This is a genomic window from Acidobacteriota bacterium, assembly GCA_016712445.1.
Lineage (GTDB): Bacteria > Pseudomonadota > Alphaproteobacteria > Caulobacterales > Hyphomonadaceae > Hyphomonas.
In genome coordinates, this window is record JADJRB010000001.1 from 1,400,804 (window position 1) to 1,418,815 (window position 18,012).

Annotated in this window: 2 protein-coding genes; both read left to right on the forward strand. The window is 61.0% G+C overall.

Annotated features, from left to right (window positions below):
- Window positions 1–803: 803 nt before the first annotated feature.
- Entirely contained in the window at window positions 804–13,847 is a 13,044-nt protein-coding gene (locus IPK75_07270) for a DUF11 domain-containing protein (protein ID MBK8198156.1), read from the forward strand.
- A 379-nt stretch (window positions 13,848–14,226) separates the two neighbouring features.
- Complete coding sequence (locus IPK75_07275; GenBank protein MBK8198157.1) at window positions 14,227–17,829, forward strand: TonB-dependent receptor; 3,603 nt, start codon at window positions 14,227–14,229, stop codon at window positions 17,827–17,829.
- The last annotated feature ends 183 nt before the right edge of the window (window positions 17,830–18,012 follow it).

Genomic DNA, 18,012 nt, shown 5'->3' on the forward strand with positions numbered 1-18,012 from the left:
CGAGCGTTTCCGTCATGTCGGCTATTGCCGTCTTTGCGCCCTTCGGCGCAAACGCTGAAACAACTCTGACGCTCAATCAGGCCACCGCGATCACAGATGGATTGCGGATATGCGATGCTTCCGGGCAGTACTGTGTCGAGATTACGCGTGACGCAGCTAGTACGGACCCGGTGAATTTCACTGCGTCGCCGCCGCGCATCGGCTCACCGACAGCCAATATTGGCTCCGCCGATCTCATCATTTTGAATTATTCGACGCTTAATTCGCCGCTACCCTTCAGTCTGGATCAACTGAACATCAATGATCTGGATAGTCTGTCGGCAGGTGCGGGCGCTACAAGCGTGCGAGATGCTTATTCCTGGTCGGTTCCGGGCACCTGGGCGCTAGCGGGTCCGCCAAGCGGCGCAATTGTGTCGATCAATCGCGCCGCAGCTGACGACGTTGGTAGCTTTGTTATTCCGGATGCAGACGGGGCCAACACACTCAGCAACATTGGTCGATTCACAATTCTGCCTGCCGATGCCGGGAACGTGCTGTTGAACATGACTGGCGCCATCGACAATCATTTTGTCAGTTTCGATATACTTACCCCGGTGAAGACAGCACGTCTCTACGTGTTCAATTCTGGCGGAGGGACAATGGCTTGGGCCTTCACGCCGAGTATGACGGTCGTGATTCCTGATCCCACTATTACGCTTGTCAAGTCAGTCGACAACACGGGCGGTGGCGTCGCAACCGCGTCCGATTTTACGTTAAACTTTTCAGGCGTTGTTTCAGGCAGCGGTACCTCGGGGACTGCTTTGGTGACCAACCGGACCGTTCCAGCCGGAACATACACGCTGTCAGAAACCGGGCCGCCAACCCACGTTCAGTCGTCTCTGATTTGTACCGACACGGCGGATAGCAATCCCACTGACGGCCTCACTCTTACTGATGGCGAGAACGCGATTTGCACGTTCACTAATGAGTTCATTGTCTTAGCGCTGGTTGCCGACGCTGACACGCTGCCTGCGGTCAATGGCGCGACCGGCGGTGCCACGCAGAGCGTGTTCAATGGCGACACGCTGAACGGTGTGGCGGTCACCTCCTCGACGGTGACGGTCTCGATCACCGATGGCACGGCGCTTCCTGGCGCCACGATCAATACCGATGGCACGATCACTGTGCCGGCCGGAACCCCGGCGGGTTCCTATCCTATCACGTATCAGATCTGCGAGACGCTGAACCCGGCCAATTGCTCAACCGCGATTGCAACCGTGGTCGTCTCGGCGGCGCCGATCCTTGCCGACGCTGACACGCTGCCTGCGGTCAATGGCGCGACCGGCGGTGCCACGCAGAGCGTGTTCAATGGCGACACGCTGAACGGTGTGGCGGTCACCTCCTCGACGGTGACGGTCTCGATCACCGATGGCACGGCGCTTCCTGGCGCCACGATCAATACCGATGGCACGATCACTGTGCCGGCCGGAACCCCGGCGGGTTCCTATCCTATCACGTATCAGATCTGCGAGACGCTGAACCCGGCCAATTGCTCAACCGCGATTGCAACCGTGGTCGTCTCGGCGGCGCCGATCCTTGCCGACGCTGACACGCTGCCTGCGGTCAATGGCGCGACCGGCGGTGCCACGCAGAGCGTGTTCAATGGCGACACGCTGAACGGTGTGGCGGTCACCTCCTCGACGGTGACGGTCTCGATCACCGATGGCACGGCGCTTCCTGGCGCCACGATCAATACCGATGGCACGATCACTGTGCCGGCCGGAACCCCGGCGGGTTCCTATCCTATCACGTATCAGATCTGCGAGACGCTGAACCCGGCCAATTGCTCAACCGCGATTGCAACCGTGGTCGTCTCGGCGGCGCCGATCCTTGCCGACGCTGACACGCTGCCTGCGGTCAATGGCGCGACCGGCGGTGCCACGCAGAGCGTGTTCAATGGCGACACGCTGAACGGTGTGGCGGTCACCTCCTCGACGGTGACGGTCTCGATCACCGATGGCACGGCGCTTCCTGGCGCCACGATCAATACCGATGGCACGATCACTGTGCCGGCCGGAACCCCGGCGGGTTCCTATCCTATCACGTATCAGATCTGCGAGACGCTGAACCCGGCCAATTGCTCAACCGCGATTGCAACCGTGGTCGTCTCGGCGGCGCCGATCCTTGCCGACGCTGACACGCTGCCTGCGGTCAATGGCGCGACCGGCGGTGCCACGCAGAGCGTGTTCAATGGCGACACGCTGAACGGTGTGGCGGTCACCTCCTCGACGGTGACGGTCTCGATCACCGATGGCACGGCGCTTCCTGGCGCCACGATCAATACCGATGGCACGATCACTGTGCCGGCCGGAACCCCGGCGGGTTCCTATCCTATCACGTATCAGATCTGCGAGACGCTGAACCCGGCCAATTGCTCAACCGCGATTGCAACCGTGGTCGTCTCGGCGGCGCCGATCCTTGCCGACGCTGACACGCTGCCTGCGGTCAATGGCGCGACCGGCGGTGCCACGCAGAGCGTGTTCAATGGCGACACGCTGAACGGTGTGGCGGTCACCTCCTCGACGGTGACGGTCTCGATCACCGATGGCACGGCGCTTCCTGGCGCCACGATCAATACCGATGGCACGATCACTGTGCCGGCCGGAACCCCGGCGGGTTCCTATCCTATCACGTATCAGATCTGCGAGACGCTGAACCCGGCCAATTGCTCAACCGCGATTGCAACCGTGGTCGTCTCGGCGGCGCCGATCCTTGCCGACGCTGACACGCTGCCTGCGGTCAATGGCGCGACCGGCGGTGCCACGCAGAGCGTGTTCAATGGCGACACGCTGAACGGTGTGGCGGTCACCTCCTCGACGGTGACGGTCTCGATCACCGATGGCACGGCGCTTCCTGGCGCCACGATCAATACCGATGGCACGATCACTGTGCCGGCCGGAACCCCGGCGGGTTCCTATCCTATCACGTATCAGATCTGCGAGACGCTGAACCCGGCCAATTGCTCAACCGCGATTGCAACCGTGGTCGTCTCGGCGGCGCCGATCCTTGCCGACGCTGACACGCTGCCTGCGGTCAATGGCGCGACCGGCGGTGCCACGCAGAGCGTGTTCAATGGCGACACGCTGAACGGTGTGGCGGTCACCTCCTCGACGGTGACGGTCTCGATCACCGATGGCACGGCGCTTCCTGGCGCCACGATCAATACCGATGGCACGATCACTGTGCCGGCCGGAACCCCGGCGGGTTCCTATCCTATCACGTATCAGATCTGCGAGACGCTGAACCCGGCCAATTGCTCAACCGCGATTGCAACCGTGGTCGTCTCGGCGGCGCCGATCCTTGCCGACGCTGACACGCTGCCTGCGGTCAATGGCGCGACCGGCGGTGCCACGCAGAGCGTGTTCAATGGCGACACGCTGAACGGTGTGGCGGTCACCTCCTCGACGGTGACGGTCTCGATCACCGATGGCACGGCGCTTCCTGGCGCCACGATCAATACCGATGGCACGATCACTGTGCCGGCCGGAACCCCGGCGGGTTCCTATCCTATCACGTATCAGATCTGCGAGACGCTGAACCCGGCCAATTGCTCAACCGCGATTGCAACCGTGGTCGTCTCGGCGGCGCCGATCCTTGCCGACGCTGACACGCTGCCTGCGGTCAATGGCGCGACCGGCGGTGCCACGCAGAGCGTGTTCAATGGCGACACGCTGAACGGTGTGGCGGTCACCTCCTCGACGGTGACGGTCTCGATCACCGATGGCACGGCGCTTCCTGGCGCCACGATCAATACCGATGGCACGATCACTGTGCCGGCCGGAACCCCGGCGGGTTCCTATCCTATCACGTATCAGATCTGCGAGACGCTGAACCCGGCCAATTGCTCAACCGCGATTGCAACCGTGGTCGTCTCGGCGGCGCCGATCCTTGCCGACGCTGACACGCTGCCTGCGGTCAATGGCGCGACCGGCGGTGCCACGCAGAGCGTGTTCAATGGCGACACGCTGAACGGTGTGGCGGTCACCTCCTCGACGGTGACGGTCTCGATCACCGATGGCACGGCGCTTCCTGGCGCCACGATCAATACCGATGGCACGATCACTGTGCCGGCCGGAACCCCGGCGGGTTCCTATCCTATCACGTATCAGATCTGCGAGACGCTGAACCCGGCCAATTGCTCAACCGCGATTGCAACCGTGGTCGTCTCGGCGGCGCCGATCCTTGCCGACGCTGACACGCTGCCTGCGGTCAATGGCGCGACCGGCGGTGCCACGCAGAGCGTGTTCAATGGCGACACGCTGAACGGTGTGGCGGTCACCTCCTCGACGGTGACGGTCTCGATCACCGATGGCACGGCGCTTCCTGGCGCCACGATCAATACCGATGGCACGATCACTGTGCCGGCCGGAACCCCGGCGGGTTCCTATCCTATCACGTATCAGATCTGCGAGACGCTGAACCCGGCCAATTGCTCAACCGCGATTGCAACCGTGGTCGTCTCGGCGGCGCCGATCCTTGCCGACGCTGACACGCTGCCTGCGGTCAATGGCGCGACCGGCGGTGCCACGCAGAGCGTGTTCAATGGCGACACGCTGAACGGTGTGGCGGTCACCTCCTCGACGGTGACGGTCTCGATCACCGATGGCACGGCGCTTCCTGGCGCCACGATCAATACCGATGGCACGATCACTGTGCCGGCCGGAACCCCGGCGGGTTCCTATCCTATCACGTATCAGATCTGCGAGACGCTGAACCCGGCCAATTGCTCAACCGCGATTGCAACCGTGGTCGTCTCGGCGGCGCCGATCCTTGCCGACGCTGACACGCTGCCTGCGGTCAATGGCGCGACCGGCGGTGCCACGCAGAGCGTGTTCAATGGCGACACGCTGAACGGTGTGGCGGTCACCTCCTCGACGGTGACGGTCTCGATCACCGATGGCACGGCGCTTCCTGGCGCCACGATCAATACCGATGGCACGATCACTGTGCCGGCCGGAACCCCGGCGGGTTCCTATCCTATCACGTATCAGATCTGCGAGACGCTGAACCCGGCCAATTGCTCAACCGCGATTGCAACCGTGGTCGTCTCGGCGGCGCCGATCCTTGCCGACGCTGACACGCTGCCTGCGGTCAATGGCGCGACCGGCGGTGCCACGCAGAGCGTGTTCAATGGCGACACGCTGAACGGTGTGGCGGTCACCTCCTCGACGGTGACGGTCTCGATCACCGATGGCACGGCGCTTCCTGGCGCCACGATCAATACCGATGGCACGATCACTGTGCCGGCCGGAACCCCGGCGGGTTCCTATCCTATCACGTATCAGATCTGCGAGACGCTGAACCCGGCCAATTGCTCAACCGCGATTGCAACCGTGGTCGTCTCGGCGGCGCCGATCCTTGCCGACGCTGACACGCTGCCTGCGGTCAATGGCGCGACCGGCGGTGCCACGCAGAGCGTGTTCAATGGCGACACGCTGAACGGTGTGGCGGTCACCTCCTCGACGGTGACGGTCTCGATCACCGATGGCACGGCGCTTCCTGGCGCCACGATCAATACCGATGGCACGATCACTGTGCCGGCCGGAACCCCGGCGGGTTCCTATCCTATCACGTATCAGATCTGCGAGACGCTGAACCCGGCCAATTGCTCAACCGCGATTGCAACCGTGGTCGTCTCGGCGGCGCCGATCCTTGCCGACGCTGACACGCTGCCTGCGGTCAATGGCGCGACCGGCGGTGCCACGCAGAGCGTGTTCAATGGCGACACGCTGAACGGTGTGGCGGTCACCTCCTCGACGGTGACGGTCTCGATCACCGATGGCACGGCGCTTCCTGGCGCCACGATCAATACCGATGGCACGATCACTGTGCCGGCCGGAACCCCGGCGGGTTCCTATCCTATCACGTATCAGATCTGCGAGACGCTGAACCCGGCCAATTGCTCAACCGCGATTGCAACCGTGGTCGTCTCGGCGGCGCCGATCCTTGCCGACGCTGACACGCTGCCTGCGGTCAATGGCGCGACCGGCGGTGCCACGCAGAGCGTGTTCAATGGCGACACGCTGAACGGTGTGGCGGTCACCTCCTCGACGGTGACGGTCTCGATCACCGATGGCACGGCGCTTCCTGGCGCCACGATCAATACCGATGGCACGATCACTGTGCCGGCCGGAACCCCGGCGGGTTCCTATCCTATCACGTATCAGATCTGCGAGACGCTGAACCCGGCCAATTGCTCAACCGCGATTGCAACCGTGGTCGTCTCGGCGGCGCCGATCCTTGCCGACGCTGACACGCTGCCTGCGGTCAATGGCGCGACCGGCGGTGCCACGCAGAGCGTGTTCAATGGCGACACGCTGAACGGTGTGGCGGTCACCTCCTCGACGGTGACGGTCTCGATCACCGATGGCACGGCGCTTCCTGGCGCCACGATCAATACCGATGGCACGATCACTGTGCCGGCCGGAACCCCGGCGGGTTCCTATCCTATCACGTATCAGATCTGCGAGACGCTGAACCCGGCCAATTGCTCAACCGCGATTGCAACCGTGGTCGTCTCGGCGGCGCCGATCCTTGCCGACGCTGACACGCTGCCTGCGGTCAATGGCGCGACCGGCGGTGCCACGCAGAGCGTGTTCAATGGCGACACGCTGAACGGTGTGGCGGTCACCTCCTCGACGGTGACGGTCTCGATCACCGATGGCACGGCGCTTCCTGGCGCCACGATCAATACCGATGGCACGATCACTGTGCCGGCCGGAACCCCGGCGGGTTCCTATCCTATCACGTATCAGATCTGCGAGACGCTGAACCCGGCCAATTGCTCAACCGCGATTGCAACCGTGGTCGTCTCGGCGGCGCCGATCCTTGCCGACGCTGACACGCTGCCTGCGGTCAATGGCGCGACCGGCGGTGCCACGCAGAGCGTGTTCAATGGCGACACGCTGAACGGTGTGGCGGTCACCTCCTCGACGGTGACGGTCTCGATCACCGATGGCACGGCGCTTCCTGGCGCCACGATCAATACCGATGGCACGATCACTGTGCCGGCCGGAACCCCGGCGGGTTCCTATCCTATCACGTATCAGATCTGCGAGACGCTGAACCCGGCCAATTGCTCAACCGCGATTGCAACCGTGGTCGTCTCGGCGGCGCCGATCCTTGCCGACGCTGACACGCTGCCTGCGGTCAATGGCGCGACCGGCGGTGCCACGCAGAGCGTGTTCAATGGCGACACGCTGAACGGTGTGGCGGTCACCTCCTCGACGGTGACGGTCTCGATCACCGATGGCACGGCGCTTCCTGGCGCCACGATCAATACCGATGGCACGATCACTGTGCCGGCCGGAACCCCGGCGGGTTCCTATCCTATCACGTATCAGATCTGCGAGACGCTGAACCCGGCCAATTGCTCAACCGCGATTGCAACCGTGGTCGTCTCGGCGGCGCCGATCCTTGCCGACGCTGACACGCTGCCTGCGGTCAATGGCGCGACCGGCGGTGCCACGCAGAGCGTGTTCAATGGCGACACGCTGAACGGTGTGGCGGTCACCTCCTCGACGGTGACGGTCTCGATCACCGATGGCACGGCGCTTCCTGGCGCCACGATCAATACCGATGGCACGATCACTGTGCCGGCCGGAACCCCGGCGGGTTCCTATCCTATCACGTATCAGATCTGCGAGACGCTGAACCCGGCCAATTGCTCAACCGCGATTGCAACCGTGGTCGTCTCGGCGGCGCCGATCCTTGCCGACGCTGACACGCTGCCTGCGGTCAATGGCGCGACCGGCGGTGCCACGCAGAGCGTGTTCAATGGCGACACGCTGAACGGTGTGGCGGTCACCTCCTCGACGGTGACGGTCTCGATCACCGATGGCACGGCGCTTCCTGGCGCCACGATCAATACCGATGGCACGATCACTGTGCCGGCCGGAACCCCGGCGGGTTCCTATCCTATCACGTATCAGATCTGCGAGACGCTGAACCCGGCCAATTGCTCAACCGCGATTGCAACCGTGGTCGTCTCGGCGGCGCCGATCCTTGCCGACGCTGACACGCTGCCTGCGGTCAATGGCGCGACCGGCGGTGCCACGCAGAGCGTGTTCAATGGCGACACGCTGAACGGTGTGGCGGTCACCTCCTCGACGGTGACGGTCTCGATCACCGATGGCACGGCGCTTCCTGGCGCCACGATCAATACCGATGGCACGATCACTGTGCCGGCCGGAACCCCGGCGGGTTCCTATCCTATCACGTATCAGATCTGCGAGACGCTGAACCCGGCCAATTGCTCAACCGCGATTGCAACCGTGGTCGTCTCGGCGGCGCCGATCCTTGCCGACGCTGACACGCTGCCTGCGGTCAATGGCGCGACCGGCGGTGCCACGCAGAGCGTGTTCAATGGCGACACGCTGAACGGTGTGGCGGTCACCTCCTCGACGGTGACGGTCTCGATCACCGATGGCACGGCGCTTCCTGGCGCCACGATCAATACCGATGGCACGATCACTGTGCCGGCCGGAACCCCGGCGGGTTCCTATCCTATCACGTATCAGATCTGCGAGACGCTGAACCCGGCCAATTGCTCAACCGCGATTGCAACCGTGGTCGTCTCGGCGGCGCCGATCCTTGCCGACGCTGACACGCTGCCTGCGGTCAATGGCGCGACCGGCGGTGCCACGCAGAGCGTGTTCAATGGCGACACGCTGAACGGTGTGGCGGTCACCTCCTCGACGGTGACGGTCTCGATCACCGATGGCACGGCGCTTCCTGGCGCCACGATCAATACCGATGGCACGATCACTGTGCCGGCCGGAACCCCGGCGGGTTCCTATCCTATCACGTATCAGATCTGCGAGACGCTGAACCCGGCCAATTGCTCAACCGCGATTGCAACCGTGGTCGTCTCGGCGGCGCCGATCCTTGCCGACGCTGACACGCTGCCTGCGGTCAATGGCGCGACCGGCGGTGCCACGCAGAGCGTGTTCAATGGCGACACGCTGAACGGTGTGGCGGTCACCTCCTCGACGGTGACGGTCTCGATCACCGATGGCACGGCGCTTCCTGGCGCCACGATCAATACCGATGGCACGATCACTGTGCCGGCCGGAACCCCGGCGGGTTCCTATCCTATCACGTATCAGATCTGCGAGACGCTGAACCCGGCCAATTGCTCAACCGCGATTGCAACCGTGGTCGTCTCGGCGGCGCCGATCCTTGCCGACGCTGACACGCTGCCTGCGGTCAATGGCGCGACCGGCGGTGCCACGCAGAGCGTGTTCAATGGCGACACGCTGAACGGTGTGGCGGTCACCTCCTCGACGGTGACGGTCTCGATCACCGATGGCACGGCGCTTCCTGGCGCCACGATCAATACCGATGGCACGATCACTGTGCCGGCCGGAACCCCGGCGGGTTCCTATCCTATCACGTATCAGATCTGCGAGACGCTGAACCCGGCCAATTGCTCAACCGCGATTGCAACCGTGGTCGTCTCGGCGGCGCCGATCCTTGCCGACGCTGACACGCTGCCTGCGGTCAATGGCGCGACCGGCGGTGCCACGCAGAGCGTGTTCAATGGCGACACGCTGAACGGTGTGGCGGTCACCTCCTCGACGGTGACGGTCTCGATCACCGATGGCACGGCGCTTCCTGGCGCCACGATCAATACCGATGGCACGATCACTGTGCCGGCCGGAACCCCGGCGGGTTCCTATCCTATCACGTATCAGATCTGCGAGACGCTGAACCCGGCCAATTGCTCAACCGCGATTGCAACCGTGGTCGTCTCGGCGGCGCCGATCCTTGCCGACGCTGACACGCTGCCTGCGGTCAATGGCGCGACCGGCGGTGCCACGCAGAGCGTGTTCAATGGCGACACGCTGAACGGTGTGGCGGTCACCTCCTCGACGGTGACGGTCTCGATCACCGATGGCACGGCGCTTCCTGGCGCCACGATCAATACCGATGGCACGATCACTGTGCCGGCCGGAACCCCGGCGGGTTCCTATCCTATCACGTATCAGATCTGCGAGACGCTGAACCCGGCCAATTGCTCAACCGCGATTGCAACCGTGGTCGTCTCGGCGGCGCCGATCCTTGCCGACGCTGACACGCTGCCTGCGGTCAATGGCGCGACCGGCGGTGCCACGCAGAGCGTGTTCAATGGCGACACGCTGAACGGTGTGGCGGTCACCTCCTCGACGGTGACGGTCTCGATCACCGATGGCACGGCGCTTCCTGGCGCCACGATCAATACCGATGGCACGATCACTGTGCCGGCCGGAACCCCGGCGGGTTCCTATCCTATCACGTATCAGATCTGCGAGACGCTGAACCCGGCCAATTGCTCAACCGCGATTGCAACCGTGGTCGTCTCGGCGGCGCCGATCCTTGCCGACGCTGACACGCTGCCTGCGGTCAATGGCGCGACCGGCGGTGCCACGCAGAGCGTGTTCAATGGCGACACGCTGAACGGTGTGGCGGTCACCTCCTCGACGGTGACGGTCTCGATCACCGATGGCACGGCGCTTCCTGGCGCCACGATCAATACCGATGGCACGATCACTGTGCCGGCCGGAACCCCGGCGGGTTCCTATCCTATCACGTATCAGATCTGCGAGACGCTGAACCCGGCCAATTGCTCAACCGCGATTGCAACCGTGGTCGTCTCGGCGGCGCCGATCCTTGCCGACGCTGACACGCTGCCTGCGGTCAATGGCGCGACCGGCGGTGCCACGCAGAGCGTGTTCAATGGCGACACGCTGAACGGTGTGGCGGTCACCTCCTCGACGGTGACGGTCTCGATCACCGATGGCACGGCGCTTCCTGGCGCCACGATCAATACCGATGGCACGATCACTGTGCCGGCCGGAACCCCGGCGGGTTCCTATCCTATCACGTATCAGATCTGCGAGACGCTGAACCCGGCCAATTGCTCAACCGCGATTGCAACCGTGGTCGTCTCGGCGGCGCCGATCCTTGCCGACGCTGACACGCTGCCTGCGGTCAATGGCGCGACCGGCGGTGCCACGCAGAGCGTGTTCAATGGCGACACGCTGAACGGTGTGGCGGTCACCTCCTCGACGGTGACGGTCTCGATCACCGATGGCACGGCGCTTCCTGGCGCCACGATCAATACCGATGGCACGATCACTGTGCCGGCCGGAACCCCGGCGGGTTCCTATCCTATCACGTATCAGATCTGCGAGACGCTGAACCCGGCCAATTGCTCAACCGCGATTGCAACCGTGGTCGTCTCGGCGGCGCCGATCCTTGCCGACGCTGACACGCTGCCTGCGGTCAATGGCGCGACCGGCGGTGCCACGCAGAGCGTGTTCAATGGCGACACGCTGAACGGTGTGGCGGTCACCTCCTCGACGGTGACGGTCTCGATCACCGATGGCACGGCGCTTCCTGGCGCCACGATCAATACCGATGGCACGATCACTGTGCCGGCCGGAACCCCGGCGGGTTCCTATCCTATCACGTATCAGATCTGCGAGACGCTGAACCCGGCCAATTGCTCAACCGCGATTGCAACCGTGGTCGTCTCGGCGGCGCCGATCCTTGCCGACGCTGACACGCTGCCTGCGGTCAATGGCGCGACCGGCGGTGCCACGCAGAGCGTGTTCAATGGCGACACGCTGAACGGTGTGGCGGTCACCTCCTCGACGGTGACGGTCTCGATCACCGATGGCACGGCGCTTCCTGGCGCCACGATCAATACCGATGGCACGATCACTGTGCCGGCCGGAACCCCGGCGGGTTCCTATCCTATCACGTATCAGATCTGCGAGACGCTGAACCCGGCCAATTGCTCAACCGCGATTGCAACCGTGGTCGTCGACGTACCCCCCATTACGGCAGACGATGATGCTCTTGTCGGAGACGGAGCCATCGGAGGCACAACCCCAAGCGTGCTTGAAGGCGATTTGCTGAACGGCATGCCCGTCACCGCCGACCGCGTGACTTTGACGCTGATCTCAACGGGTGGCGTTTCCGGACTTGTGCTGAATCCGGATGGGACTCTGACTATACCGGCCGGTACGCCGCCCGGCACATACTCAATCACCTACCAGATCTGTGAAGTTCTGAACCCAGCCAATTGCGCCACAGCATCGGTCACGCTGACGGTGCTGTCGGAAGCCTCCGTGACGGGGATTGTATACTTCGATGCGAATGGTGACGACGTTCACCAATCCACTGAAACACTCCTGACCGGCTACCGCGTCGAAGTCTACCAGAACGGTGTCCTGGTCGGGTCAGCCATCACGGGTGCCGATGGAGCCTATTCAATCGGAGATCTCGCTCCCTGGCAGGCCAGTGAAGTGCGTTTTGTCAATCCGGCGACCGGTGTTGTCGTCGGAACGATTTCTTCTCTGACGCTGTCAGCCGGAGAGGAACGCGTCAATTTGAACCTTCCGATTGATCCTTCTGGCGTCGTTTACAATGTCGCGACCGGTGAAGCGGTCTCTGGTGCGCGACTCACGGTACTGACGGCAGGCGGTACGCCCTTGCCAACCGCCTGTTTCGTTCACGCCAGTCAACAAAACCAGACCACTGATGCGTCGGGGCGCTACCAGTTTGACATCGTGCCGGGTGCGGATGCCTTGTGCCCAACACAACCGACAGAATACAGAATTACCGTCGAACTGCCAAACGGCACTCAAGCGGTCTGGGGGTTCAATCCCGCCAATTTCACAAGCGGTCCGCTGGATTCGTCGGTGTGTGCGATCGACGCGATTCCGGGCACGGTCTGCGAAGTCTCGGCATCAGCGCTACCACCCAGCACGACATTCTTTGCCGCCTTCCTCCTCGGACAAGGTTCGCGAGACGTTATCAACAACCACATTCCGGTGAATTTCGAGGCAAGCGCCACGCCGTTGCAAGCCACGAAGACGGCGTCAGTCAGCTCTGCGTCTGTCGGATCCGTCATCACCTATACGATTACGGTGCGAAACGGTCAGACAATCGACCTCAACGATATTGATATCATCGACCGACCACCTGCTGGTCTGAAATATGTCCCGGGGTCAGCGCGCGTGAACGGCGCCGATCTTGAACCCACAATAGAAGGTCGCAATCTGATTTGGTCCGACATCGATATTGCCGCCGGAACCGCTGCCAACGTAACCTTGGCTCTGGTTGTCGGTGCCGGCGCGCAGGCGGGCGAATACATCAATGAGGGATTTGCCGACAACGGACCAGGCAATCTGGTTTTGTCGAATGTTGGTCAAGCGCGGATACGCATTGTGCCGGACGAAGTGTTCGACTGTTCGGAAGTGACCGGAAAAGTGTTCGAAGACCTTAACCGAAATGGAGTGCAGGACGAGGGCGAGCAAGGACTGGCGGGCGTGCGCCTCGCGACGGTCAATGGTCTAGTGATCACGACGGATGAATTTGGTCGCTATCACATCGCCTGCGCAGCCACGCCAAAGCCAGGTATTGGTTCAAACTTTATCTTGAAACTCGATAGCCGGACGTTGCCAACTGGATTTGTTGTAACAACCGAAAACCCCCGCGTGATCCGCCTCACGCAGGGCAAGATGTCTCAACTTGATTTTGGCGCAAGTCTTTTGCGCATCGTCGAGTTCCAGCTCACCGACGAGGCCTTTGAGCCAGACGACGTCAAATTGAAACCGGAATGGCAGCCAAAAATCGCTGAACTCATCAGTGTGCTGTCGGATGCGCCTTCCGTCCTTCGCCTTGCTTATGCCGGGCCGCAGAGCGGTGCGCGTCTCAAAGCGCTGACGGATGAGATCAAAAAGGCTTGGCGCGAAAAAGGTGCCGACTACGACCTGTTGATTGATACCGAATCGGTCACGTCACCTTCGGAACGTTGATAGCCTCGACTTTTGTCACTGCAATTTGAGCCCCGGGCGATCGCGCATCGCTCGGGGCACACTGCGTTCACCGTCTTTGGATTGGGATAATGGATGGCCTAAGGGCGCCGGACCGTTCCGCTGGAGTCGAACCGAGTGGCAAAAGAAGCAGTGATCAAAAGGGAGCGATCAGACTGTCAAAGTCAGAAGTTAATATTCCCATGCGCGTTTCGTAGTGTTTCGCTGAACAGCCATTCATACTGCAACAAAGTTTGGCCTTTAGGCTCAGATCGATAAAATTTCATCGATTAACCAAAGCGTGAGCTTACCGAATTCTGAGATTGTCAGTCTCGACAAAAGGGACGCCGGACTTTCTGGCGATCATAATCGGGACTAAATCGTGATGCGTGTGAAATTGAAAAAGTCGGCCTTTATTGCCGCACTGATTTCGACTTCGGCAATGGTGCCTACGGCTCTTGCAGACCAAAGTCAGTCAAACCAAATTGTCAGCGTACAAGTCGAAAAGACGGCGCAAGCCAGCAATCTTGTAATTGCTGCGACACAACTTTCTTCGCGCGCTGCAGGTCCGGTCGCTTCTGATCAGGCCGACCAAATTCAACGTCCTGCGGCTCAAATTATCGTTCACGATTCCTTGAAGCGTAACCTGGACGCCTCAACGATTGCCGATCTGGCGCTCGATAAAGCAGACATTCGGATGACGTTTGATAGTCTGGAAGTCACGCCGCATTTGAACATCGGACTTATCGACGGCCGTGTGGCAGGAATACCGGGCGAGCCGCTCAAATTCGACACCCATTGGAACTATAGTGCTTGGGTGAACCGCGCAGAAGTACGGATATTTGATGCTGACGACGAACTCATCAAGGCACCGATCGCGGTTGTCGCTGTCGACCTCCAGACGGGTGAAGCGAATTGGACCATTCCAGCGACACGCAACACATCGCGCTATACCTATGTCCTGCGCGTTTACAATGCGGACGGAAAGTTTGATGAAACCATCGACAAGTGGATTCGGGTTGTATCAGAAAGCGAAGCTCCAAAGTCATCAGCCAACGCTTACTCAGCGATAGATGGACTGGATGCAACGGCAACGCGCAACATTCAGGTGCGCGGTGGTGCCGTGACCGTGTCGGGCCTCAAAATGGCAGGTGACGGCGCGAGCAATATAAAATTCATGGGGCGACCCATTCAAATGGACCGAGACGGGGACTTTGTTGTCCGCGAAATCGTTCCGGCGGGGCAGCACAGCATCGATGTGAGCTACACCCGCGAAGACGGAAAGCAGGTCGACGTTTCTCGCAGCATCGAGATCCCCGAAAATGACTTCTTTATGGTCGCGATTGGTGATCTGACAGTCGGAACGCGCACAAGCGAGAGCCGCGCTTTGTTGGAGGCGTCGGGCGAAGACTTCGACGAAACTTATGTAACGGGTCGCGGCGCCTTTTATCTGAAAGGCAAGATCCAAGGGAAGTACCTGCTGACCGCATCGATGGACACGACTGAAGACGATGTCGACAATCTGTTCTCGAACTTGTCTGACAAGGACCCGCAGTCTTTGCTCCGCCGCCTTGATCCGGACCGCTACTATCCTGTCTATGGTGACGATTCTACTTACGTAGAGGATGCTCCAACGCAAGGGCGCTTCTATGTCCGACTCGAACGTGGCGACGATCATATCGTCTGGGGTAACTTCCTCACCAATGTGACCAATACCGAGTTTGCCCAGATTGACCGCGGTCTGTATGGCGCAAAGGCCCAGTACAACAGTGACGAGACCACTTCTAACGGCGAGCGCACGCAGCGTGTGACCATCTTCGCGGCTGATCCCGGCACGGTTCCGGCGCGTGAAGAGTTTCAGGCAACCGGCGGATCAGTTTACTTTCTTGAGCGGCAAGATCTGACAATTGGTTCTGAACGTCTGCGTGTGGAAATCCGCGATCAAGACTCCGGACTTGTGTTGGAAACGCGCGATCTGCAACCGTTCGTCGACTACGACATCGACTATATTCAGGGCCGTATTCTGCTTTCGGCGCCGCTGACATCCACGGCGCTCGGAACTCAAATCGTGCGCGACGGTACTGTCTCCGGCAACTCCGTCTACCTCGTCGCACGCTATGAGCACACACCAGGACTCGATGAGATCGATGGCTTCACGACCGGTGGCCGGGTCGAACGGTGGGTGAACGATTCGATCCGCCTTGGCCTGACTGCGCAGGGCGAAGAAACCGGCGATGCCGACCAGACTTTGGTTTCGGCAGATATCATCGCCCGCATGACTGATCAGACCTACGTCAAAGCCGAACTTGCACAAACAGACGGCGCCGGGTTTCAAGAGCGAGCCTCAATCGATGGCGGATTTTCGTTCAATCCGCTGATTGCCGGGACGAGCAATGACGCCACCGCATGGCGCGTTGAAGGCGCAGCCACACTGTCAGATCTGGCAGGAGTAGAAAGCGATACGAAACTCACCGGCTATTATGAACAGCTAGAGGCTGGCTTTTCCGGCGTTGGCCGCCTCACACTGGGAGAAACAGAGCGTTTTGGCGCCAGTCTGACACGTTCCTTGGGAGACCAGGGTTCGCTTGCCTTCAAATTTGATGACGTCTCGATTGACGGCGGCGTTGATGAAGTCACCGCGGCTGCCGATTTTAGGTTCGGATTGTCTGATACCCTCACCGCTGGTCTCGGTCTGCGCTACAACGACATTGCCGGGTCCGCATTCGGTAATGATGGTGAGCGCACAGATCTGGGTGTTGAACTGCGTCACCAGGCCAATGCCAGCTTTGTGGTTTACGGCTTTGCTCAAGGAACGCTGAGCGCAAGCGGTTTGCGCGCAGATGCCAATCGTGCTGGCTTGGGTATCGAAACCAGTCTGACCGAACAGCTCCAGGCGCGCGGTGAAGTTTCCGGCGGTGATGGCGGCACAGGCGCGCTGGCGGAGCTGACTTGGCAACGCCAAGACGGCGAGGAATACTATCTGAATTACACGCTGGATGCAGAACGTCAGGAACCGGGCGTTGACGGTACCAGCTTCCTATCAAACTCACAAAACGGCCTGACGGCTGGTGCGCGAAAACGCTTCAACGATGTCGTCAGTGTTTATGGCGAAGAACGTGCGAGCTTTGGCGACACGACCGGCGTGACTCACGCTTACGGTATTGACTTCATCCCGGCTGAGCGCTGGTCGCTCGGCGCTTCGTTTCAAGTCGGCGATCTGGAAGACGCTTTCCAGCGTATCGAGCGGGAAGCCTATACCGCTACGGCGGGCTATGCAGGCGAGACCGTGAACTTCGGAACAGCTTTTGAATGGCGCGAAGACGAAGACCCCATCGCCGTCACAAAGCGTGAGACCTGGCTCTTCCGGTCAAATGCCAGCGTGAAGGTGTCACCCGACTGGCGGGCATTGCTCAAATTCAACAAAGCCGAAAGCAATTCGAACGCGGGCGCGTTTTTTGCCGGAGACTTCACCGAGCTGCAGCTTGCCGGGGCCTATCGTCCCGTTGAGAACGATCGTCTGAATGCCCTGCTTCGCTATACTTACTTTGAAGATCTGCCGACATCGGCACAGATTTCGAGCAGCGGACAAACCGGTATTCCTGCGCAAAAATCTAACATTCTCAGCGTTGACGCAAATTATCGCATCAGCAACTGGCTTACCTTTGGCGGCAAATATGGACTGCGCGAGGGCCAAGTCAGCCTGTCTCGTACAGACGCAGACTTCGTCACCAGCAAGGCGCAGCTAGCCGTTGCCCGGGTCGATTTTCACGTCGTCAAAAAATGGGATGGTCTTCTCGAAGCCCGCATACTTGATGTCGATCTTGCCCAAGACACCAAAGCTGGTTTCCTCGCGGCTATTTATCGTCACGTCGGAGACAATGCAAAAGTTGGCATCGGATACAATTTCACCGACTTCTCGGATGATCTCACCGACCTTTCCTACAATGACGACGGGCTGTTTCTAAACATCATCGCGAAATTTTAGGAGACTGTTCCGTCGAGTATCAATCCAAGTCGCAGTTCCAGGCTTGGACTTGGACTTCTCCCGGTTGTAGCGCGACAATCAGGACGAGCGCTAGCGCTGTCGTTTCGCCAGTCAGTTCAGCGATCAGCGCGCGGGCGACATCGCAGGCTTGTTCCAGTAACAAGGAGGCTTCCGGTCCCAGGG